Here is a 21158-nt window from a genome sequence, read left to right as displayed (position 1 = left end):
CCGGTCGGCGGACGGGCCCCGGACGGCGGCCCGCTCGTCCCCGCAGGCCACCCGGCCGGGTGAGGAGATCGGGCCGGACGGCACGATGGGCACCGTGACGGCAGGGACACGACACCAGGTCTCGCCCTACGCGGTGTTCGACCGCGCCTCGTGGCGAGCCCTCGCGGCGGGCACCCGGCTGCCCCTCGACGAGCAGCAGCTGCGCTCGCTGGCCTCGCTGGGCGACCGCATCGACCTCGACGAGGTGGCCACGGTCTACCTGCCCCTGGCCGGCCTGCTGCGGCTGCACGTGGAGGCCAGCCGGCGCCTGTGGGCGGCGCGCAGCGAGTTCCTCGGCGACTCGACGGCCAAGGTCCCCTACGTCATCGCGGTGGCCGGCAGCGTCGCCGTGGGCAAGAGCACGACCTCCCGGCTGCTGCAGGCGCTGCTGGCCGCCGGCCCCGGCGCCCCGCGGGTGGACCTGGTCACCACCGACGGCTTCCTCTGGCCGAACGCCGTGCTGGAGGAGCGCGGGATCCTCGGCCGCAAGGGCTTCCCGGAGAGCTACGACCGGCGGGCCCTGCTGCGCTTCCTCGCCGACGTGAAGTCCGGCCGCGGCGAGGTCAGCGCCCCGCTCTACGACCACCAGTCCTACGACGTCGTCCCCGGCGCCCGCCAGGTCGTGGACCGGCCCGACATCCTCGTCCTCGAGGGGCTCAACGTGCTCCAGGCCGGACGGCGGGCCGACGGCAACGCCCCCGAGGTGTTCCTCTCGGACTTCTTCGACTTCTCCGTCTACGTCGACGCCCCCGAGGCCGACATCCAGCGCTGGTACGTGGAGCGGTTCCTCGCCCTGCGCCGGACGGCGTTCGCCGACAGCTCGGCCTACTTCCACCGGTTCGCCGACCTCACCGACGACCAGGCCCGGGACATGGCGCTGGGCATCTGGACCGCGGTGAACGGCCCCAACCTGCGCAGCAACATCGCCCCCACCCGGTCCCGCGCCCGCCTGGTGCTGCAGAAGGCGGCCGACCACGAGGTGCGGCGGGTGCTGCTGCGCAAGATCTGAGCCCGGTCCTCGTCGCGCCCCTCGCTGCGCTCTTCCCGCCCCTGGCTCTGGGGCGCGTGGTGTTGGGGATAACGGTGGGACTGGAGGGAAGGGTCGTCCCCGCTCGGTGCCACCGTGCTGGGCCCGCCGCGCTCAACCCCGCCGACGTGCTCGGTGTCGCCGCGCTCACCCCGCCGCCGCGCTCAGCCCTCCTCGGGCTCGCGCTCCTTGCGCCGCAGCAGCCAGGAGGTCAGGCCCAGCAGGAGCACCAGGACGCCGAGGACGCCGATCTCGACCAGCCGGTGGGTGAACGCGTCCCCCTGCCCGACGACGCCGGCCGCCTCGACCGAGAGGACGACGATCTCCTTGATCGAGGCGATGATGCCGATGATCAGGAACGGCTCGGCCACCAGCTCACGTCGTTCCACCGTCGCCCGCACCGCGAAGAGCAGCTCCACGAAGATGAAGACCAGCAGCAGCACGTCGAGCATCTCGAGCAGCGGGGCCTGCGTGAAGTCCGAGAACAGCGCGACCGACTGCCGGCCGGCCAGCACGAGCAGGACCAGGGACCCCGCGATGAGCAGGACCGCGATGCCCGCGTAGACCACGTTCTCCGCGACCTCGAGCGCCCGCGTGCCGACCCGGCCGAAGCCGGGCGGGGGCACGTGGTCCTCGACGTCGTCCTCCCGATGCCGCGTCACGCTGCGCGATCCTCGTGCATCCGGGCCCCCGGTCGCTGGGTGCGGCCCACGGGGTCGCCCGATCGGGGCGCCGCGTCGGTCCCGGGTGGTGCGGCGTTCAGGTCAGCTCTGCGCCCCCGCCGGCACCGCGTCGGCCGCCGTCCCCAGGTCGTCCGGTGACCCTTCGCTGCGGTCGGGCACCCGCGCGACCGGCTCCGCGGCCGGCTCGGGCTCGGCGAACGCCTCCGGCGGCGGGCAGGAGCAGACCAGGTTGCGGTCGCCGTAGGCCTGGTCGATGCGGCGCACCGGGCTGAGGTAGCCGCGGGTCTGCAGCGCGGGCACGGGGAACACCGCCGCCTCCCGCGGGTACGGCCGGTCCCACTCCCCCGCCAGCATCCTCAGCGTGTGCGGCGCGTTGCGCAGCGGGTTGTCGGCGCGGTCGTACTCGCCGGAGGCCACCTTCTCGATCTCGCCGCGGATGGCGACCATCGCGTCGACGAACCGGTCGAGCTCGGCCTTGTCCTCGCTCTCGGTCGGCTCGACCATGAGCGTCCCGGCCACCGGGAAGCTCATCGTCGGCGCGTGGAAGCCGAAGTCCACCAGCCGCTTGGCGATGTCGTCGTTGGTGATCCCGGTGGCCTTGGTCAGCGGCCGGATGTCGAGGATGCACTCGTGGGCGACCAGCCCACCGGCGCCGGTGTAGAGCACCGGGTAGTGCTCCCGCAGCCGGGCGGCCAGGTAGTTGGCCCCGAGGATGGCGTGCTCGGTGGCGCGGGTCAGGCCGTCGGGGCCCATGAGCCGCAGGTAGGCCCAGGAGATCGGCAGGATGCCGGCCGAGCCCCACGGCGCGGCCGACACCGGCCCGGGGCCGGTCGCCGGACCCGCCTCGGGGGCCAGCGGGTGGTTGGGCAGGAACGGCACCAGGTGCTCCCGGACGCCGATCGGCCCGACGCCGGGCCCTCCCCCGCCGTGCGGGATGCAGAAGGTCTTGTGCAGGTTGAGGTGGCTGACGTCGGAGCCGAACCGGCCCGGCCGCGCCAGCCCCACCATCGCGTTGAGGTTGGCCCCGTCGACGTAGACCTGCCCGCCGGCGTCGTGCACCGCGGCGCAGATCTCCTGCACCTCGGTCTCGAAGACGCCGTGCGTGGACGGGTAGGTGATCATGATCGCGGCCAGCCGGTCGGCGTGCTGGTCGATCTTGGCCCGCAGGTCGGCGACGTCGACGTTGCCCGCCTCGTCGCAGGCCACGACCACGACGCGCATGCCGGCCATGACCGCGCTCGCGGCGTTGGTGCCGTGCGCCGACGAGGGGATCAGGCAGACGTCGCGGTGCGCCTCCCCGCGGGAGTGGTGGTACCCGCGGATGGCGAGCAGGCCGGCGAACTCGCCCTGGGAGCCGGCGTTGGGCTGCACGCTGACCGCGGCGTAGCCGGTGACCTCGGCCAGCCCGGCGCACAACTCGTCGATCAGCTGCCGGTAGCCACGGGCCTGCTCGGCCGGGGCGAACGGGTGGAGCTGGGCGAACTCCGGCCAGGTGATGGCGGCCATCTCGACCGCGGAGTTGAGCTTCATCGTGCAGGAGCCGAGCGGGATCATCGTCCGGTCCAGCGCCAGGTCCTTGTCCGCGAGCGAGCGCAGGTAGCGCATCAGCTCGGTCTCGGAGCGGTGCGCGGAGAACACCGGGTGGGTGAGGAACCCGGTGCGGCGGCGCAGCTCCGGGGGCAGCGCGTCCGCGCCGGCGTCGGCCAGGGCGGCGTCGTCGGCCGGCACGCCGAAGGCGGCGGCGACCGCGCGCAGCGTGTCCGGCGTCGTCGTCTCGTCGCAGGCCACGCCGACGGTGTCGCCGTCCACGAGGCGCAGGTTGACCCGGCGCTGCGCGGCGGCGGCGACCACCTCGGCCGCGCGGCCGGGCACCCGCGCCTGCACGGTGTCGAAGAACCGGTCGTGGACGACGTCCACCCCGCCCGCCCGCAGCCAGCCGGCCAGCACCTGCGCGCTGCGGTGCACCCGGGCGGCGATCGCGGTCAGCCCCTCCGCGCCGTGGTAGACCGCGTAGGCGCCGGCCATGACCGCCAGCAGCACCTGGGCGGTGCAGATGTTGCTGGTCGCCTTCTCCCGGCGGATGTGCTGTTCGCGGGTCTGCAGCGCCAGCCGGTAGGCGACGTCGCCGTCGGCGTCCACCGACACCCCGACCAGCCGCCCGGGCAGCTGGCGGGCCAGCCCCTCGCGCACCGACAGGTACCCGGCGTGCGGACCGCCGTAGCCCATCGGGACGCCGAACCGCTGGGAGCTGCCGCACGCCACGTCGGCGCCCCACTCCCCCGGCGCCTCCAGCAGGGTGAGGGCGAGCAGGTCCGCGGCGACGACCACGGCCGCCCCGGCCTCGTGGGCGGCGGCGGCCAGCGCCCGGTGGTCCCGGACGGCGCCACTGGCCCCGGGGTAGGACAGCAGGACGCCGAACGCGCCGGCCTCGGGCAGGTCGGCCGGCCACCCGGCGGACAGGTCGGTGACGTGCAGCCGGATGCCCAGCGGCTCGGCGCGGGTCTGCAGCACCCCGAGGGTCTGCGGCAGCGTGTCGGCGTCGACGACGAACACCGCGTCCGGCTTGGCCCGCCCCGCGCGGCGGACCAGGGTCATCGCCTCGGCGGCCGCGGTCGCCTCGTCGAGCATGGAGGCGCCGGCCACCGGCAGCCCGGTGAGGTCGGCGACCATCGTCTGGAAGTTGATCAGCGCCTCGAGCCGGCCCTGGCTGATCTCGGGCTGGTACGGGGTGTAGGCGGTGTACCAGGCGGGGTTCTCCAGGATGGTCCGCTGGATCACCGCCGGCGTGACCGTGCCCGAGTACCCGAGGCCGATCATCGAGGTGTAGACGTCGTTGGCCGCGGCGCGTTCCCGCAACAGCCGCAGCACCGTGGCCTCGTCGGCCGCGGGCGGCAGGCCCAGCGGCGTCCGGTCGCGCACCCCCTCGGGCACGGCGGCGTCGACCAGGGACTCCAGCGTCGGGTGGCCGACGGCGGCGAGCATCGCCTCGGTCTCGTCCGCCCGCGGGCCGATGTGCCGGCCGGCGAAGGAACCCGCGGGATCGAGGTCGCGGAGCGCGGGGAGGGAGGTGGGATCGGAAGCGCCAGGAGCACGGTCCGCCATTGCCCCGACGCTACCAGCGCCGCGAGGGACCCCCGTTGATCATGGGGTTGTTGCCGGCGACACGCGACCACACGCCGGGGCACCCGGCAACGAGCCCATGATCAACAGGACGGCGCAGCCGGGCACCGAGCCGTGGTCGTCGTCCGGTGGACGACGGGGTGAGCGCCTCAGCCGGCGACGCGGCGGCGACGGCGCAGCGAGAGCTCGTCGTCGGAGGGGTGCGCCGGGCCGCCGTCGAGGCGCTCGGCGGGCAGCTCGGCGATGTCGCCGGAGAGCTCGCGCAGCGCACCGGAGACGGCGATGCCGAAGACGCCCTGTCCCCCGGCGAGCAGGTCGACGACCTCCTCGGCGGAGGTGCACTCGTACACCGTGGCGCCGTCGGAGAAGAGCGTGACGTTGGCGAGGTCCTTGATCCCGCGGTTGCGCAGGTGGTCCACGGCCTTGCGAATGTTCTGTAGGGACACCCCGGTGTCCAGCAGGCGCTTGACGACCTTCAGCACCAGGATGTCGCGGAAGGAGTACAGCCGCTGTGTCCCGGAGCCGGTGGCGCTGCGCACCGAGGGTGCGACCAGTCCGGTACGGGCCCAGTAGTCCAGCTGGCGGTAGGTGATGCCGGCAGCGGCACACGCCGTCGGGCCGCGGTACCCGACGAGGTCGGTGTCGACCTCGTCGTAGGACGGTGCCCCGACAGCAGCGTCGCTGAAGAGCTGACCCTGGGAGCCCTTGCTCTGGTCGCTCACGTCAGCGTCCTCCTCTGCGTCCCGCAGCGCCTCACCGCGGGGACCCCGGCGCGCCGTTCCGGGCCTGTCACTGCACGTCCGCGCCGTGTCGAGTCCCACGTGTCACACCGGTGTTGTTCGCCGACCGTAAGCCGGGGCCAGAGGTCGGTCAACTGAGGCGGGCGGCGTGTCGCTGCACTCACCCATCAGAGGGGTATCGGCAGGTCTGGACCTCTACTTGAGCCCAGACGCAGGGTGATCGGACGACGTCACGGAGTCCCGCCGGAGCCGGAGCCGGCGCCGAAGTCCTCCGGGGAGATCTGGTCCAGGAACTCGCGGAACTTCTCGACCTCGTCCTCCTGCTCGTCGGGGATCTCGATCCCCACCTCGTCGAGCAGGTCCTCGGCGCCGAAGATCGGCGCGCCGGTCCGGACGGCGAGGGCCACGGCGTCCGAGGGCCGGGCGCTGACCACGCGGTCGTCGCCGAACACCAGCTCGGCGATGTAGATGCCGTCGCGCATCTCGGTGATGTTGACCGCCTCCAGGGTCGCGCCGAGCGCGCGGACGACGTCCTTGAGCAGGTCGTGGGTCATCGGCCGGGCCGGCCGGACGCCCTGCTGCTCGAACGCGATCGCGGCGGCCTCCACCGCGCCGATCCAGATGGGCAGGTACCGCTCCCCCTGCGTCTCCTTGAGCAGCAGGATCGGCTGGTTCCCGGGCAGCTCAACCCGGACCCCGACGACTCTCAGTTCCTGCACGGGAGGGCTCCCTCAGCTGCGGCCCGGACGGGCGGGCGGATCAGTTCTGGCGGCTGGTGGACGGATCGGCACGAGGGCCCGTGGGCTCCAGACCCCGACCTCGAACACGGTACGCCCGAGTCAGGGACGCAGGAGGTCCCGGAGGCGCGCCTCCAGCAACGCGCCGTGCAGCTGCGCGGACAGGCTGGCCAGCTCGCGCAGCTTCTCGGTGGCCCGGGTCCGGGCCTCCTCCGACCGGGCGCGCAGCACCGGGGCGACCAGCTGCTCCACCAGGCCGGCCTCGCGCTCGGCGCCGTTCTGGTACACGCGCAGGTGCCGCGGCTCGATGCCGTGCCGGGCCAGCCCCGCCGCCGCGCGGGCGATCGGCAGGTCGGCCGAGGGGTGGCGGCCGTCGGCGTCCGGGGCGAGCAGGCCGAACTGCACGCAGTCGGCGAGCTGCCCCGGCTCGAGCCCGGCCGCCGCGGCGAACTGCTCCGGCGGCAGGCTGCCGGCCGCCGGCTCCCCGCTCGGCTCCTCGGCCGTCGACGGCGCCGCCCCCGGCAGCGGCTCGCCGCGGTCGAGGGCGTCGAGGTGCTCCTTGATGACCCGCAGCGGCAGGTACTGGTCGCGCTGGGCGGCCAGGACGTACCGCAACCGGGCCACGTCGGCCGAGGAGAACTTCCGGTACCCCGACGGCGTGCGCTGCGGGTGGACCAGGTCCTCGGACTCCAGGTATCGGATCTTGCTGATCGTCACGTCGGGGAAGTCGTCGCGGAGGACGGTCAGCACCTCGCCGATGGTCAGGCGAGGGGTGTGCTGGTCGCCGGCGTCCCCGAACGCACTCGCGCGCGAGGCCACCGCGGTCACGCTGCCGTCGCTGCCGCGGGGACCGCGTCCCCGTCCGGGAGCCCGTCCGCCGGCGCCGTCACGAGCGAGGAGCGGGCTCGCCCGTCCGCGGACCGGTGAGGTACACCAGCCGGAACTTGCCGATCTGCACCTCGTCGCCGCCGGCGAGGGTCGCGACGTCGACCGGCTCGCGGTTGACGTAGGTGCCGTTGAGGCTGCCGACGTCGTGCACGGAGAACCCGCCGCCCTCGCGGTGGAACTCCACGTGCCGGCGGCTGACGGTGACGTCATCGAGGAAGATGTCGCTGTCGGGGTGACGCCCGGCGGTGGTCACGTCCTGGTCGAGCAGGAAGCGGCTGCCGGCGTTCGGGCCACGCTTGACGACCAGCAGCGCCGACCCGGCCGGCAGCGACTCGATGGCGCCGGCGTGGGCGTCGGCCTCGGTGACCTCCGGCGTCTCCGCCGAGTCCTCGCCGCCGACCTTGGGGATGACGCTGGTGGACTCGCCGATCCGCTCCTGGGACAGCGCTGCGCCGCACTGCGCGCAGAAGCGACTGCCCTCGGGGTTGTTGTGGCCACAGCGAGTGCAGTGCACGTCTGTCTCCTCCGGTGCAGGGGGTGGCACCGCCGCGGACTCAGGGATGGGCCGCGGGCGGCCGGCGGACGACGGGCCGGACGGCCCGTCGCGGGTCGGCCGCCGTGTGGGTCACGGCGGGCCGTTGGTCATGGAACCAGCGGCCGACCCGAGGGTCAACCGGAGGTCCAGGGTGAGGCTGGCGTCGCCCTCGGCAGGCGGCGCGACCCCTCGCCCCCGGTGAGCATAGTGATCGCCGTCGGCGCTGCGGCGGGTCAGGTGACCGGCTCGCCGACGGTGTCGCCGGAGCCGGCCGGCGGGTCAGGAGGCGTCGACGAGAGCCTGGTAGGCGGCGGCGTCCAGCAGGTCCGCGGTGGGGTCGCCGTCCTCCTCGGCCACGGTGATCTCCACCAGCCAGCCGGCGCCGTAGGGGTCGGCGTTGATCGTCTCCGGCGCGTCGGTGAGCGCCTCGTTCACCGCGGCGACGACCCCGGCGACCGGCGAGTAGACGTCCGACACCGACTTGGTCGACTCCACCTCGCCGATCGGGTTGCCCGGCGCGACGTCCGCCCCGACCTCCGGCAGCTGCACGAAGACGATGTCGCCGAGCGCGTCCTGGGCGTGGTCGGTGATGCCCACCCGGACGACGGTCGCCGCGCCCTCGCCCCGCTGGACCAGGGCCCACTCGTGCTGCTCGGTGTAGCGACGGTCGTCGGGCGTGCTCATGCGGCGTGGTCTCCAGTTCGTGGGTCGGCGCGTGCGGCGGGGGCGTCAGTCGTCGCCGTCGTCCGGCGAAGCGTATTGAGGCGTGTCCAGGGGCCGCAACGCGTCCACGACGACCCGGTCGGACTGCGTGATCTCCACCGTCCCGCCCTGGCGGCCCACCCGGTCCACCACCCCGCCGGGGATGTTCATCGCGGTCTCGAGGTCCTGCGGGGAGCCGATGACGTGGACCTCGTAGGGGCTGCTGACCGGCTCGCCGTCCACCCGCAGCGCCCCGGGCTCGCCGGTGATCGCGGTCGACACCCCGACCCGGACGCCGTCGATCTGCATGGTCTCGGCGCCGGCGCCGCGCAGCTCCTGGACGGCGTCGAGCAGGTCGGCCACCCGCACCCGCCCCTCCGGGTCGCGGACGGTCATGACCAGCCCCGGGCCCTGCGCGGCGACGGTGCCGTTGAGGATGCCGAGGGCCTCGGCCCGCTGCCGCGCCTCCTCGAGGGCGGCCTCGGACTGGTTGTCGGAGTTGTTCAGCCGCCGCAGGTCGGTCCGCTGGTCGGCGATCTGGGCGCGCAGCCGGTCCTCGCTGGCGTTGAGCTCGTCGAGGATGCGCACCAGGTCCTCCTCGCGCGCCCCGGCGAGGTCCTCGTCGGTGCCGGAGTTGCGCACCTGGACGGCGAAGGCGAACCCCAGCAACAGGGTGAGGACGCCGATGAGCAGTGCCGCCAGCGGGTCCCGCCGGCGCCGGCGGGCTGCGGTGGCGGGCGGAGCCGGCGGCTCGGCCTCGGCGGCCGATGACCCCGCCTCGGCGGCCGGTGACCCCGCCTCGGCGGCCGACTGCTCCCCCTCCGCCGCCGGCGGCTCGGGCTCCTCGGCGGCCGGCCGCTCCCCCTCGGCGGCTGGTCGCTCCTCCTCGGCCGCCGGGGGCTCGCGCTCCCCCAGCGGCGGATCCGCGGCCGCCTCGGCGGAGGGCCCGGCGGGGGCGCCGTCCGGCGCGCCCGCCTCCGGAGCGGGCCGCGGGGCGTCGTCCGGGACCGGTGCGTCGGGCCCGGAGGCGGGCCGGTCGTCGCCGCTCATGCCCGGAACACGTGCCGTCGGATGGCCGCGGCGTTGCCGAAGATGCGGATGCCGAGCACGACGACCACCGCGGTCGACAGCTGCGCGCCCACCCCCAGCTGGTCGCCGAGGAACACGATCAGCGCGGCGACGACCACGTTGGAGACGAAGGAGATGACGAACACCTTCGCGTCGAAGATGCCGTCGAAGCGGGCCCGGACGCCGCCGAACACGGCGTCGAGGGCGGCGACCACGGCGATCGGCAGGTAGGGCTGCAGCCACAGCGGGACGGTCGGGTCGAAGAAGAGGCCGAGGACCACGCCGAGCGCGAGGCCGATGACGGGGATCACGGTCAGCCTCCCGGGGTGGGGTCGGGAGCCGGCGCGTCGGGCTCCTCGGTCACCGGGGTGGCGGAGCGGAGCTCGGGTGAGCTCCCGGTGGGCAGGGACAGCTCGTCCTCCTGGGCGAAGTCGAAACGCAGGCCGAAGGACTCGGAGTAGCCGGCCAGGGCGATGACCTCCGGGCTGGCCAGGAACCGGGACCGCAGGGTCTCCGGGTCGCCGATGGCGCTGACCAGGTAGGGGTTGGTGACCGGCCGGAAGTCGACCAGCACGGCCTCGCCGGCGAACCGGATCGCGGTGGTCGGCCCGAGCCGCCGGCCGTTGATGCTGACGGCCTCGGCGCCGGCCGCCCAGAGGGCGTTGACCACCACCTGCAGGTCGCCGTCGAGGACCTGCCCGCGGGGGTCCTCCTCCCCCGCTCCGCCCACCGGGTCGGCGTCGGCGTCGGGCTCGGCGTCGGCGAGCGTGACCAGCAGGCCCGGGCCGGTGACCGGCTGGAGCGCGGCGGCCATCTCGGCGTCCTCCACGTCCTCGAGCGCCCGCTGGCCCTCGCCGGTCGCCGCCAGCACGTCGTCGCGGGCGGCGTTGACGTCCGCGCGCAGCTGCTCGAGCTCCGCGGTGAGCTCGTCGTTGGTGTCGGACTCCTGGGCGATGTCGGCCACCAGCGCCGCGCGCACCCCCTCGCGGCCCTGCGCGCCGGCCGCCGCCTGGTCGTAGGTGACCGCGGCCAGCACGCCGGCGACGGCGAGCACGACCGCCACCGCCACCTGGCCCCACCGGCGGGGCCGCGGCGGGGCGCCCTCGGCCGCGCGGGCCGCCCGGGCCTCGGCGGCCTGGCGGTACGCGGGGTCGAGGGTCTCGGCCAGCACCTGGTCGAGGAGGGAGGCGCCCAGTGAGCGCGGCCCGCCGCCGCGCTGCAGGGTGGACGTCACGGCGCGGCTCCCGCGGCGGCGCGTTCGGCGCGCACGATGCCGAGCACCTGCACGACGTAGAGGACGCCGGCCAGCACGTACAGCGCGCCGCCCCAGATGGTGAAGGCGTAGGCGATCGGCTGGGCGACGGCGACCACCGGCCCGTCCCCGTCGGCCAGCAGCAGCAGGGGGAAGGCGTAGAGCAGGTTGAACGTCGCCGCCTTGCCCAGGTAGTGCACCTGCAGCGGCGGGTAGCCGTACCACCGCAGGACCAGCAGCATCAGGCCCAGCACCACCTCGCGGCCCACGAGGACGGCGACCACCCAGAACGGGACGACGTCGCGCAGCACGAACGCGATGAGCGTGGCCACGATGTAGAGCCGGTCGGCGGCCGGGTCGAGCAGCGCGCCCAGCCGGCTGGACTGGCCCAGCGCGCGGGCGATCTTCCCGTCGGCCCAGTCGCTGACGCCGGCGAGGGCCAGCACGAGCACCGCCCAGCCGTCGGCGTGCGGCCCGAGCAGCAGCCAGAGGAACAGCGGCACGCCGAGCAGGCGCAGCACCGACAGCGCGTTGGGGACCGTCCACACACGGTCGGGCAGCTCGTTGCGGTCGGTGACGACCGGCCGGTCGGGCAGCGCCGCACCCGGCGCCGGAGCCGGGGCAGCCGCCGAGGGACCGTTGGACGACGTCACGTGACCTCCACCCCGCTGAACACCGCCTGCGAGGCTAGTGCGTTCCGCCGACGGCCCCACCGGCGGCGCACCGGGACGCGCGTCACCCCCGGGCCCCACCGGGCAGGGCGACCCCGCCCCGGCCCGCACCGGGGCGGGCGGCGCCTCTGCAGGGGGTCCCTTCTTCAGGCGGGCACGGCGGTCAGCGACGGCGGCGCCGGCTCGTACCCCATCGGCCGGCGGGTGAAGCTGCCGGTGCCGTGGGAGACCGAGCGCAGCGCGCCGGCGTAGGTGAGCAGCTCGACCTCGGGCACCTCGGCGCGGACCGTCGTCCGGTCGCGGTCGGGATCGGCGTCGCTGCCGGTGACCCGCGCCCGCCGGGAGGACAGGTCGCTCATCACCGCGCCCACGTACTCGCCCGGGACGACCACCTGCACCTCGCACCACGGCTCGAGCACCCGGGTGCCGGCGGCGGCGACCGCCTCCCGCAGGGCCAGCGCGCCGGCGGCCTGGAAGGCCGCGTCGGAGGAGTCCACCGAGTGGGCCTTGCCATCGACGAGGACGAGGTGGACGTCGACGATCGGGCGGTCGCCGGAGACGCCGCGCTCGGCCTGGGACCGGATGCCCTTCTCCACGCTGCCGTGGAACTGGCTGGGCACCGTCCCGCCGACGATCCGCTGCTCGAACACCACGCCCGACCCCGGCGCCCCGGGCTCGGCCTCCACGATGACGATCGCGTACTGCCCGTGCCCGCCGGACTGCTTGACGTGCCGGCCGGTGACCTTCGCCGGCCCGGCGAGGGTCTCCACCATGGGCACGCGCACGGGCACGGTCTGCACGGTGACGCCGTGCCGGGTGCGCAGCCGCTCCAGCAGCACCTCGGCGTGCGCCTCGCCGACGCACCACAGCAACAGCTGTCCGGTGTCGGGGCGGCGCTCCAGGCGCACCGTCGGGTCCTCGGCGACGAGGCGGGTGAGCGCGGTGGCCAGCCGGTCCTCGTCGGCCCGGGACGCCGCCTCCAGGGCGACCGGCAGCTGCGGGGTGGGCAGGTCCCACGGCGGGACCAGCCGCGGGTCCTCCGGTGAGGACAGCGTGTCGCCGGTCTCGGCCGAGGTCAGGCGGGCGACGGCGCAGACGTCCCCGGCGGGGCAGGCCGCGACCGGGCGCAGGCTCGACCCGAGCGGCGAGGAGACCGCGCCGATGCGCTCGTCGACGTCGTGGTCGGGGTGGCCGCGCTCGGCCATGCCGTGCCCGGAGACGTGGATCGGGGTGTCGGGCCGCAGCGTGCCGGAGAACACCCGCACCAGCGAGACCCGGCCGAGGTAGGGGTCGGTCGTGGTCTTGACCACCTCGGCGACCAGCGGCCCGTCCGGGTCGCAGGACAGCGCGGGCGCCGGCGAGCCGTCCAGGCGGGTGACCGGCGGGCAGCCGTGCTCCATCGGGCACGGGAAGCCGTTGACCAGCAGGTAGAGCAGCGGGTCGATGCCGATGCCCTGCAGCGGCGCGGCGCAGAGCACGGGGTGGAAGTGGCCGCGGGCGACGGCGGTCTCCAGGTCGCTGATGAGGTCGTTCTGGACCAGTTCGTCACCGGCGAGGTAGCGCTCCATCAGCGCCTCGTCCTCGCTCTCGCCGATGATGCCCTCGATGAGCTCGCTGCGGAGCCGGTCGGCGTCCGGGGCGTCCGCGCCCGGGTCGAGCAGCGAGGTCACCCCCGTGACGGACCCGTCCGATCCCCGCTCGACGAGGTGGACGGGGTAGACACCCGCGCCGAGCATCGTCTGGCACAGCCGGACGGTCTCCTCGACGTCGGCCCGCGCGCGGTCGAGCTGGGTGACGACCACCGCGCGCGGCATGCCGACCGCCGCGCACTCCTCCCACAGCTGCACGGTGCCCGCGTCGACCCCGTTGACCGCGGAGACGACGAACAGGGCGGCGTCGGCGGCCCGCAGCCCGGCCCGCAGCTCGCCGACGAAGTCCGGCGAGCCGGGGGTGTCGAGCAGGGTGATGCGGTGGTCGGCGTGCTCGACGGTGGCCACGCCGAGCGACACCGACCGCTGTTGCCGGACCTCCACCTCCTCGTTGTCCAGGCAGGTGGTGCCCTCCTCCACCCGGCCGGCCCGCGGTATCGCCCCGGTGGCGACCAGCAGGGCCTCGGCGAGGGTGGTCTTGCCCGCGCCCGCGTGGCCCACGAGGGCCACGTTGCGGACCCTCTCGGCGGGGCGCGGGGCCGGGGCGGGCCCGGTGTCCTTGGCCACGGGCTCAGCCGTTCGCCGGCTCGGGGACGACGGCGCACGAGCCCGCGGCCGGGTGGAAGACCCCGGTGTGCCCGTCGGGGTCCCACTGGACGACGTAGGGCGGTCCACCGCCCTGGCCGCGTACCTCGAGCACCCTGCCGTGGCGCTCCGGCTCTCCCTGGTGGGTGGAGTGGACGACGATCCTGTCCCCGACTCGTGCTTCCACGACGGCCTCCCGGCGGCTGACCCGGTCTGTGTTGTGGGTCACAGCCTGCCCGCGGGCCGGGAGCCGATCAAGGGGCCGCAGGCTGATCCCGGGCGTCGGCCGCGGCGGTGTGCCGGGTGATCGCCTCGGCCAGCGGGGCCACGACGGCGGCCGGCAGGGCGTGGCCCGTGCCGGGCAGGGTCACCAGCCGGGCGGACCCGATCAGCCCCGCGAGGTGCGCCGCGTGCGGCGGTGGGTTGATCGGGTCCGCCGGCGCCTCGACCACCAGCGTCGGCACCCGGACGGCGGCCAGCTCGGCGCCGCGGTCGAGTCCGGACCGGTCGGCCAGCGCGTGGGCGACCGGGCTGCGGGAGGTGCCGCTGTGGGCGACCACCCGCTCCTCCAGCGCGCGGAACTCCGCCGGGTCGAACGGCAGCCCTCCTCCCGAGAGCAGCCGCCAGTGCTCGACCCGCCAGGCCAGCTCGGCGTCGGCGTCCCGCTCCTCCCCCATCGACTCCCAGTGGGCGAGCAGCCGGGGGTCGGGCCCGGGCAGCGCGCCCTCCCCGGTGACGTCGGCGAGGCCGGTGCCCAGCGCGGAGGTGCACAGGACCGTGGCGCTGCGCAGCCGGTCGGGCGCGTCCAGGAGGAGCAGCTGGACCAGCGTGCCGCCCATGGACATGCCGACCACGTGCGCCCGGTCGATGCCGAGCGCGTCGAGCAGGCGGACGGCGTCGGTGGCGAGGTCCCGGACGGCGTAGGGCCGCCGCTCGAACGCGCGCGTGGAGCGGCCGGTGTCGCGGTGGTCGTAACGGATCACCCGGTGCTGCCGGGCGAGCCGGTCGACGAGCGCGTCGGGCCAGACCACCCCGCTGGCGTTGGCGCCCATGACCAGCAGCAGCGCCGGGGAGGCGGGGTCGCCGCGCTCCTCGGCCCACAGCTCGACGTCCGGCGCCACGGGGATCCGGTGCTCCACGACCGACACCCTGGCCGCCGCGGGACCGGCCCGTCGACCGGTTTCCCGGGCCGCCCATGCTGGAGCCCATGACGAGCAGCGCGCACGCGGCCGGCCGGGAGCAGGAGTCCGGCCGGGCCCACGCGGTCCCCCGGGACGCCGCCGACGGACCGCCGCCGTGGGTCGCCGTCTGCGGCACCCCGGTCGCCGTCGTGCAGGGCAGCTGGAGCGGACGGCGCGGGTTGGGCTCGGCCGACCCGTGCCCGGAGTGCCGCCGGCTGGCGCCCGCCTGAGCGGCCGGCTCAGCTACGGGGGTCGAGGACGAAGGCCAGCGCGAGCAGCCCGACGGTGACCCCGGTCAGGGCCAGCGCCGCGATCGGCAGCCCGGAGGAGACCGCCGAGAGGTCGCCGCGCGCGGTCAGGGACCGGGAGGCCAGCCGGTACCTGCGCTGGGCGGCGACGGCCACGGCGACGGCCTGGACCAGCCCCAGCGCGGCCAGGGCGACGGCGAGCGCGCCGACCACCGGCGCGGCCAACCGGCCGGCGCCCACCGCGCCCACGCCGAGGGCCAGGGCGGTGCGCCGCCAGGCCAGCGCGGTCCGCTCGGCCTGCAGGCCGGCGTCGAAGACCCGGTCCGGCGCCCCGCTCACCGCAGCAGCACGCCCAGCAGCAGGAGGACGCCGGCGGCCAGCGTGCCCGCGGCGATGACCGGCGAGAGCCGGGGCGCCGGCAGCGGCCGCCCGAGGCGCATCGCCCGCTCCGTGGCCACCCACCCCCACCAGGCCTGCAGCGGCGCCAGGATGCCCAGCCCGACCAGCAGCAGGACGCAGGCCAGGCGCAGGCCCGGCGACGGCGGGAACTCCAGCGCCTCCAGGGCCACGCCGGCGGCGGCCAGGGCCAGCGAGGTGCGGATCCAGGCGAGGAAGGTGCGCTCGTTGGCCAGGCTGAACCGGGGGTCGGGCTCGTCGCCCCGGCCGTAGACCGCCCGCGGGAACCGGCCGCGCGTCCGCGGCCCGCTCACCGGCCGAGGTCCCGGGCGCGGCAGTCCATGCGCCCGATCCTGCCCCGGCGCCGGTCAGGCCCGCAGGACGCCGGCGGGCGGTCCGGCCGCGGCCGGCAGGTCCCGCCGGAGAGACGACCGGGCCGGGCGTGTGCCGGGCCTCGCCAGGCGCGCGCACCACGGACCCGCGGGCCCTCTGTCGCCCGCCTGGCGAGGTGCCCCCAGTGTGACCCACCGCCGGACATCCGCGACTCGGCCACGGGAGACGCGGATGTCCGGCGGCGTCAGATGACCCCGCGCCCCCGCGCGGCCGCCACGACCTGCGGGCGCCCGGCGGCCGCCAGCTTGCCCCGGACCCGGCGGATGCGGGTGCGGGCGGTGTTGCTCGTGACCGCCATGGCCGCCGCGATCTGGGCCGTCGACCGGCCCTCCGCCAGGTGGCGCAACAGCTCCACGTCGCGGTCGGTGAGGACGGCGACCCCGTCGGCGGGACGGGCTCCTCCGGGGCGCGGGATCAGTGACGGCATGGCGCCCTCCTGGACGGGCCGGCGCGGCGCGGGGACGCACCACCCCGGTGGAGCGACGGTGCGGGACGGACACGGCACGGCGTCCTCCGAGGGGAACGGGCGGAGGGGGACCACAGCACGACCGGTCGTCCACCATCCGGTGGTGCCACGGTAGGGAGGAGGGCCGGAGGGCGCTTTACGCATCGGGTTCCGCCTCTTACCTTTTCGCGCATCGCCGAGGAGGGGACGCCGATGCGGCCTCGCGTGCGGAGTGCGGCGCTCACCGGGTACGCCGACCTGGCGCGGTCGCTCGGCCTGGACCCGGCCGCCGCGTTGGTCTCCGAGGGCCTGGACGTCTCCGATCTCGACGTCCCGGACCGGTGGCTCCCCGGTGCCGCCGTCGCCCGCGTGCTCGAGCGTTCCGCCCGGGACGCCGACTGCCCGGACCTCGGACTGCGCCTGGCCGAGCTGCGGCGGCTCGGCGCCCTTGGGCCGATCAGCGTCGTGCTCCGCGACGAGCCGGACCTCGGCAGTGCCCTGGACCTGCTGATCCGGTACGAGCGCGTGTACAACGAGGCCCTGCACGTGCGCCTGGCCAGCCTCGACGGCCTGGCCACGCTCACGCTGTGGCTGGAGTTCGGGGAGCCCGCGCCGACCGACCAGGCGCTCGACCTGACCATGGCGGCGGTCCTGGGGGTGATCCGGGCGCTGGTGGGCGGCGGCTGGACGCCGCTGTCGGCGTCCTTCGCCCGACCGCAGCCGGCCGACCCGGGCGCCTACCACCGGGTGTTCGGCCCGGGGGTCCGGTTCGGGCAGGACGCCACCTGCCTGGTGTTCCGCTCGCAGGACCTGGCCGCTCCCGTCGTCATCTCCGACCCGTCCCTGCGTCCCTACAGCCAGCGGTTCCTGCACACGGTCGTGGCGCCCGGGGCGCGGACGGCAGTCGACCAGGTGGCGGAGACCGTGGAGATGCTGCTGCCGCTGGGCCGCTGCTCGGTGCAGCAGGTGAGCCGGCACCTGGGGCTGCGCCCGCGGGTGCTCCAGCAGCGCCTGGCCGAGGAGGGCGAGAGCTACTCGTCGGTCGTGCACGCCACCCGGGCCGGACTCGTCGAGCGCTACCTGTCCTCCGACCGGTACTCGCTCACCGAGGTGTCCGGCTTGCTCGGCTTCCGGGCGCCCAGCGCCTTCACCCGCTGGTTCCGCGGGCGGTTCGGCACCAGCCCGAGCGACTGGCGGCGGGCCGCCCGGACCGCGGCCGGCACCGCTCCCCCGCCGGGGACGGCGCGACCGGTCCCCACCCCGCTCCCGGCACCCCGCACCGCGCCGCGCAGAACCGTCCGGGGAGGGTGAGCACCCGGCGGCCCCGGCCCGGGAGCATCGCGGCACGACGGCCCAGGGAGGTGTGCGGTGGGTTCGGTGCGTGCCCGGCGGTGGTGGGCGCGGGGCGCCCTGGTCCTGGTCGCCGCCGCCTTCCTGCTCCTCCTGTCCTTCGCCGGGGACGGCGGCCTGTGGCTGGTGCTGCTGACCGTCGCGGCCGTCGTCGTCGTCGTGGCCGCGGGCTTCTGGGTCCTGCTGCACCGCGGGCCGGTGCGCTGGCTCGCGCTCGCCCTGGCCCTGGGCGCGCCGGTGGCGCTGGTCGTGGTCTTCGCGGTCGCCGGCCTGCTGTGGGTGGCGGTCGTGGCCGCGGTGCTGCTGGCCGCGGGGGTGGCCGCGGCGCACACCGCGCTGGCCCCGGACCGGTCGGAGTGGGTGCTGCCGGTGACCGAGGTCCCCCCGCCCCGGCGCCCGTTCGTGGTCATGAACCCGCGCTCGGGCGGGGGCAAGGTCGGCCGGTTCCGGCTGCGGGAGCGGGCCGAGGAGCTCGGCGCGGAGGTGGCGCTGCTCGACCGGCCCGGCACCGACGTCCAGCAGCTGGCGCGGGACGCGCTCGCCCGCGGCGCGGACCTGCTCGGCGTGGCCGGCGGGGACGGCACGCAGGCGCTGGTGGCTCAGGTCGCCGCCGAGCACGGGGTGCCGTTCCTGGTGGTCAGTGCCGGCACCCGCAACCACTTCGCCCTCGACCTCGGGCTGGACCGCCAGGACCCCGCTCGCTGCCTCGAGGCGCTGCGCGACGGGGTGGAGGCCCGGATCGACCTGGGCGAGGTCAACGGGCGGCCGTTCGTCAACAACGCCTCGTTCGGGGCGTACGCCGAGATCGTGGAGGACCCCGCCTACCGCGACGACAAGCGCGGCACCACCCTGGCGGCGCTGCCGGACCTGCTCAGCCGCCGGCGCGGCGCCCACCTGGTGGCCGAGGCCGGCGACGTGGTCGTCGACGCACCGCACGCGCTGCTGGTGAGCAACAACCCCTACGAGGACTCCGACCTCGCCGGGATGGGCCGGCGCTCGCGGCTCGACCGCGGCGTGCTCGGCGTGATCGCGGTGCGGGTGGACACCGCCCGGCAGGCCGTCGGGCTGCTGCAGGGAGCCCACCGGCGGGGGGTGCGGCGAGTGGAGGCGCGGGAGGTGCTGGTGACCGCCGACGTCCCCGAGGTCCCGGTGGGGATCGACGGCGAGACCGTGCAGCTGTCCACACCGGTCCGGTGTGCGGTCCGGCCGGGCGCGCTGCGGGTGCGGCTCCCGCGGGAGCGGCCGGGCATCCGGCCGCCGCGCGGGCGCCTGCACTGGGCGGCGCTCTGGCACCTGGCCCTCGGCCGCAGCGCCGCGGCCCCGCTGCCCAGGCCACGGACCGCGCCGGTGGGCGCGGACCCCACCCCTCCCCCGGCCCGGCGGGACGGCTGACCGCGCCGCGCGCCCGGCCTCACGCCTGCACGTGGGGTGGCGGGTCCGGTCGCTGGAGGACCCCGCTCTCCACGTCCGGCGCCGGGCGGGGTGCCGGCCACGTGGCGCCGGTCTGCTGCTGGAAGGCGTCGACGGCGGCCTCGACCGTCGGGAAGAAGTGGTGCGGCTCGATCTCGCGGGTCAGCCCGTAGCGCTCGACCTTGCGCCGGACCGGGTCCTTGAGTTCGGCGAACACCAGGGTCTGACCGTGCTCGTCCAGCATCCGGTCGAGGTCGAACAGGACGTCGGCGGCCGTGGTGTCGACGTCGGTGATCGGCTCGGCGGCGACCAGGATCCACCGGGGCGCGGGCTCGGCGCGGGCGATGGCCCTGACCTCGTCGCGGAAGGTCTTGGCGTTGGCGAAGAACAGCGGCGCGTCGAACCGGTAGATCACCAGCCCCGGGAGCTGCCGCGCGTCCGGGTACGAGCGGACGTCGTGGTACCCGGCCACGCCGTCGGCCAGGCCGAGGACGGTCTGGTACGGGCGCCACGCCCGGCGGAAGACGTTGAGGATCGACAGGCCGACGGCGACTGCGATGCCGGGCAGGACGCCGAGCAGCGCCACCCCGGCGAACGCGACGAGCGACAGGCTGAACTCGACGCGCCGCTGGCGCCACAGGCGCGCGGTGCCGGGCACGTCGGCCAGGGAGAGGGACGCGGTGATCACCACCGCCGCCAGTGCCGCCTGCGGCAGGTCCCGGAACAGGCCCGGCAGGAACACGATCATCACGACGATCAGCGCCGCGCCGGTGACCCCGGTCAGCTGCGAGCGCATCCCGGCGCGCTCGGCCACCGCGGTGCGCGAGGCGCTGGTGCTGACCGGGAAGCCCTGGAACAGGCCGGCGGCGAGGTTGGCCGCGCCGATGCCGATCATCTCCTGGTTGCCGCGCACCTCCTGGCCGGTGCGCTCGGCGAACGACGAGGCGGTGGAGATGGTGTCGGCCAGGGAGACCAGCGCGATCGCCAGCGCCCCGGCGAGCAGCGGTGCGACGTCGGACCAGGCGATCGCGGGGACGGTCAGCGGCGGGAAGCCCTCCGGCAGCACCCCGACCAGGCTCACGCCCCGCTGCCCCAGGTCGAAGGCGCTGCTCACGGCGAGGGCCAGGACGACCATGACCAGCACGCCCGGCACCCGGGGCGCCCACCGGCGCAGCGCGAGGACCACCGCGATGCCGCCGATCCCGACCGCCGCGGCGGCCGGCACCGTCTCCCCCGCCGCGACCCCCCGGGCGAAGGCCACCACCTCCACCAGCAGCCCGTCGGCGTCCACCGAGAACCCGAGCAGCTTGGGCAGCTGGCCGACCAGGATGGTCAGCGCCAGCCCGTTCATGTAGCCGATCATGGTCGGCTTGGAGAGCAGGTCGGCGACGAAGCCCAGCCCGGCCCAGCCCGCCGCGATCATCACCGCCGCGGTCATGATCGCCAGCATCGAGGCCAGCGCGACCGCCCGCTCGGGGTCCCCGCCCGCGGCCACCAGCGGCAGCACGGTCGCCGCGATCATCGGCCCCAGCGAGGAGTCGGGGCCGAGCACGAGGATGCGCGACGGGCCGAACAGCGCGTAGGCGAGCAGGCAGGTGATCGTCGTGTACAGGCCGGTGATCGACGGCAGCCCGGCGAGCTGGGCGTAGGCCATCCCCTGCGGCACCAGGAGCGTGGTGAGCACGACCCCCGCGACGACGTCCTTGACCAGCCACTGCCGGCGGTAGCCGGTCAGCGCACGGAGACCGGGCGGCACGGGGGTCATGGCCGCCCCCTCACCGGCCGCCGCGGTAGGTCTCCCGCACCCTCTTCTCCACCAGGATCGGGACGAACGCCTGCACCCGGGCGCCGGCGAACGCGGCCAGCGCCGCCACGGCCCGGTCGCGCACCTCCGCGGGGTCCGCGCCGTACTCGGCGGCGACCCGGGCCACCAGGAGGTCGACGAACGACACCCCGAGAGGAAGCGGGTCGTCGTCCTCGGGGACGACCCCCGTCACGAGCGCGGTCACCGGCGCACCTCCTGGTCCCCGACGGCTCCG

At 75.7% G+C, this 21158-nt stretch carries 23 protein-coding genes; 4 read left to right on the top strand and 19 right to left on the bottom strand.

What is annotated here, in order from left to right; all coding sequences use genetic code 11:
- Nucleotides 1–85 precede the first annotated feature (85 nt).
- The gene (gene coaA / locus ACI789_RS12395) at nucleotides 86–1048 is read left to right on the top strand and encodes a type I pantothenate kinase (protein ID WP_457009373.1); all 963 of its coding nucleotides are present in this window, start codon (nucleotides 86–88) and stop codon (nucleotides 1046–1048) included.
- Between the two features lie 182 nt (nucleotides 1049–1230).
- Here the strand turns inward: coaA and ACI789_RS12390 are convergent, their stop codons facing one another.
- The 14 genes from ACI789_RS12390 to ACI789_RS12325 form a co-directional block, all read right to left on the bottom strand.
- Entirely contained in the window at nucleotides 1231–1728 is a 498-nt protein-coding gene (locus tag ACI789_RS12390) for a phosphate-starvation-inducible PsiE family protein (protein ID WP_457009371.1), read from the bottom strand.
- Between the two features lie 102 nt (nucleotides 1729–1830).
- On the bottom strand, nucleotides 1831–4851 hold the full coding sequence (gcvP, locus tag ACI789_RS12385) for an aminomethyl-transferring glycine dehydrogenase (RefSeq protein ID WP_457009369.1): 3021 nt from the start codon (nucleotides 4849–4851) through the stop codon (nucleotides 1831–1833).
- A 167-nt stretch (nucleotides 4852–5018) separates the two neighbouring features.
- Nucleotides 5019–5591, bottom strand: coding sequence for a MerR family transcriptional regulator (locus tag ACI789_RS12380; protein WP_456918365.1), 573 nt, complete (start codon nucleotides 5589–5591; stop codon nucleotides 5019–5021).
- Between the two features lie 248 nt (nucleotides 5592–5839).
- Complete coding sequence (locus tag ACI789_RS12375; RefSeq protein ID WP_456907306.1) at nucleotides 5840–6328, bottom strand: bifunctional nuclease family protein; 489 nt, start codon at nucleotides 6326–6328, stop codon at nucleotides 5840–5842.
- Between the two features lie 120 nt (nucleotides 6329–6448).
- The gene (ftsR, locus tag ACI789_RS12370; RefSeq protein WP_457009366.1) at nucleotides 6449–7165 is read right to left on the bottom strand and encodes a transcriptional regulator FtsR; all 717 of its coding nucleotides are present in this window, start codon (nucleotides 7163–7165) and stop codon (nucleotides 6449–6451) included.
- 67 nt (nucleotides 7166–7232) lie between these two features.
- A complete protein-coding gene (gene odhI / locus ACI789_RS12365; protein WP_456946200.1) occupies nucleotides 7233–7748 on the bottom strand; it encodes an oxoglutarate dehydrogenase inhibitor Odhl in 516 nt (171 codons plus the stop codon).
- Between the two features lie 300 nt (nucleotides 7749–8048).
- Nucleotides 8049–8453 (bottom strand): glycine cleavage system protein GcvH, encoded by a 405-nt coding sequence (gene gcvH, locus ACI789_RS12360; protein WP_457009364.1) that lies wholly within the window; start codon nucleotides 8451–8453, stop codon nucleotides 8049–8051.
- A gap of 45 nt (nucleotides 8454–8498) precedes the next feature.
- Nucleotides 8499–9521 carry a DUF881 domain-containing protein gene (locus tag ACI789_RS12355; protein ID WP_457009362.1) on the bottom strand — a complete coding sequence of 341 codons (1023 nt, stop codon included), beginning with the start codon at nucleotides 9519–9521 and terminating at the stop codon, nucleotides 8499–8501.
- On the bottom strand, nucleotides 9518–9850 hold the full coding sequence (locus ACI789_RS12350) for a small basic family protein (RefSeq protein WP_456918370.1): 333 nt from the start codon (nucleotides 9848–9850) through the stop codon (nucleotides 9518–9520). Before ACI789_RS12350 ends, ACI789_RS12355 begins: the two co-directional genes overlap by 4 nt.
- Nucleotides 9851–9852: 2 nt before the next feature.
- A complete protein-coding gene (locus ACI789_RS12345) occupies nucleotides 9853–10773 on the bottom strand; it encodes a DUF881 domain-containing protein (protein ID WP_457009360.1) in 921 nt (306 codons plus the stop codon).
- Nucleotides 10770–11444 carry a CDP-alcohol phosphatidyltransferase family protein gene (locus ACI789_RS12340; RefSeq protein ID WP_457009358.1) on the bottom strand — a complete coding sequence of 225 codons (675 nt, stop codon included), beginning with the start codon at nucleotides 11442–11444 and terminating at the stop codon, nucleotides 10770–10772. The genes ACI789_RS12345 and ACI789_RS12340 overlap by 4 nt, the downstream gene beginning before the upstream one ends.
- Nucleotides 11445–11608: 164 nt before the next feature.
- The gene (locus tag ACI789_RS12335) at nucleotides 11609–13678 is read right to left on the bottom strand and encodes an elongation factor G-like protein EF-G2 (protein WP_457009356.1); all 2070 of its coding nucleotides are present in this window, start codon (nucleotides 13676–13678) and stop codon (nucleotides 11609–11611) included.
- 4 nt (nucleotides 13679–13682) lie between these two features.
- The gene (locus ACI789_RS12330; RefSeq protein ID WP_456918374.1) at nucleotides 13683–13883 is read right to left on the bottom strand and encodes a DUF1918 domain-containing protein; all 201 of its coding nucleotides are present in this window, start codon (nucleotides 13881–13883) and stop codon (nucleotides 13683–13685) included.
- Between the two features lie 67 nt (nucleotides 13884–13950).
- Nucleotides 13951–14835 (bottom strand): alpha/beta fold hydrolase, encoded by an 885-nt coding sequence (locus ACI789_RS12325; RefSeq protein WP_457009353.1) that lies wholly within the window; start codon nucleotides 14833–14835, stop codon nucleotides 13951–13953.
- A 68-nt stretch (nucleotides 14836–14903) separates the two neighbouring features.
- Here ACI789_RS12325 and ACI789_RS12320 point away from each other — a divergent pair, with 68 nt between their 5' ends.
- Nucleotides 14904–15107, top strand: a complete 204-nt coding sequence (locus ACI789_RS12320) for a hypothetical protein (RefSeq protein WP_456918377.1) — start codon at nucleotides 14904–14906, stop codon at nucleotides 15105–15107.
- A gap of 9 nt (nucleotides 15108–15116) precedes the next feature.
- On the opposite strand, the gene ACI789_RS12315 is transcribed toward ACI789_RS12320, so the two are convergent.
- The 3 genes from ACI789_RS12315 to ACI789_RS12305 form a co-directional block, all read right to left on the bottom strand.
- Complete coding sequence (locus tag ACI789_RS12315) at nucleotides 15117–15464, bottom strand: DUF202 domain-containing protein (protein ID WP_456918378.1); 348 nt, start codon at nucleotides 15462–15464, stop codon at nucleotides 15117–15119.
- On the bottom strand, nucleotides 15461–15835 hold the full coding sequence (locus tag ACI789_RS12310) for a YidH family protein (RefSeq protein ID WP_457009350.1): 375 nt from the start codon (nucleotides 15833–15835) through the stop codon (nucleotides 15461–15463). The genes ACI789_RS12315 and ACI789_RS12310 overlap by 4 nt, the downstream gene beginning before the upstream one ends.
- Nucleotides 15836–16098: 263 nt before the next feature.
- On the bottom strand, nucleotides 16099–16341 hold the full coding sequence (locus tag ACI789_RS12305; protein WP_456918381.1) for a response regulator transcription factor: 243 nt from the start codon (nucleotides 16339–16341) through the stop codon (nucleotides 16099–16101).
- Nucleotides 16342–16572: 231 nt separating this feature from the next.
- Between ACI789_RS12305 and ACI789_RS12300 the strand changes: the two genes are divergently transcribed.
- Nucleotides 16573–17670, top strand: coding sequence for an AraC family transcriptional regulator (locus ACI789_RS12300; RefSeq protein WP_457009348.1), 1098 nt, complete (start codon nucleotides 16573–16575; stop codon nucleotides 17668–17670).
- A 57-nt stretch (nucleotides 17671–17727) separates the two neighbouring features.
- Entirely contained in the window at nucleotides 17728–19101 is a 1374-nt protein-coding gene (locus tag ACI789_RS12295; RefSeq protein WP_457009346.1) for a diacylglycerol/lipid kinase family protein, read from the top strand.
- Nucleotides 19102–19120: 19 nt separating this feature from the next.
- On the opposite strand, the gene ACI789_RS12290 is transcribed toward ACI789_RS12295, so the two are convergent.
- The gene (locus ACI789_RS12290) at nucleotides 19121–20884 is read right to left on the bottom strand and encodes a SulP family inorganic anion transporter (RefSeq protein ID WP_457009344.1); all 1764 of its coding nucleotides are present in this window, start codon (nucleotides 20882–20884) and stop codon (nucleotides 19121–19123) included.
- Nucleotides 20885–20894: 10 nt separating this feature from the next.
- Nucleotides 20895–21128: a three-helix bundle dimerization domain-containing protein gene (locus ACI789_RS12285; RefSeq protein WP_457009342.1), complete on the bottom strand. Its 234-nt coding sequence runs from the start codon at nucleotides 21126–21128 to the stop codon at nucleotides 20895–20897.
- Nucleotides 21129–21158 lie beyond the last annotated feature (30 nt).

It is taken from the genome of Geodermatophilus sp. SYSU D00965, from assembly GCF_054050075.1.
Note: the sequence above shows the minus strand (reverse complement) of the source record. Positions and strands in the feature narration are given on the sequence as shown.

Bases quoted from the DNA above. Each gene is read 5' to 3' on its own strand.
- gcvP (WP_457009369.1), bottom strand. From the start codon at position 4,851: ATGGCGGACCGTGCTCCTGGCGCTTCCGATCCCACCTCCCTCCCCGCG.
- ACI789_RS12320 (WP_456918377.1), top strand. From the start codon at position 14,904: ATGACGAGCAGCGCGCACGCGGCCGGCCGGGAGCAGGAGTCCGGCCGG.
- coaA (WP_457009373.1), top strand. From the start codon at position 86: ATGGGCACCGTGACGGCAGGGACACGACACCAGGTCTCGCCCTACGCG.
- ACI789_RS12305 (WP_456918381.1), bottom strand. From the start codon at position 16,341: ATGCCGTCACTGATCCCGCGCCCCGGAGGAGCCCGTCCCGCCGACGGG.
- ACI789_RS12300 (WP_457009348.1), top strand. From the start codon at position 16,573: ATGCGGCCTCGCGTGCGGAGTGCGGCGCTCACCGGGTACGCCGACCTG.
- gcvH (WP_457009364.1), bottom strand. From the start codon at position 8,453: ATGAGCACGCCCGACGACCGTCGCTACACCGAGCAGCACGAGTGGGCC.
- ACI789_RS12355 (WP_457009362.1), bottom strand. From the start codon at position 9,521: ATGAGCGGCGACGACCGGCCCGCCTCCGGGCCCGACGCACCGGTCCCG.
- ACI789_RS12290 (WP_457009344.1), bottom strand. From the start codon at position 20,884: ATGACCCCCGTGCCGCCCGGTCTCCGTGCGCTGACCGGCTACCGCCGG.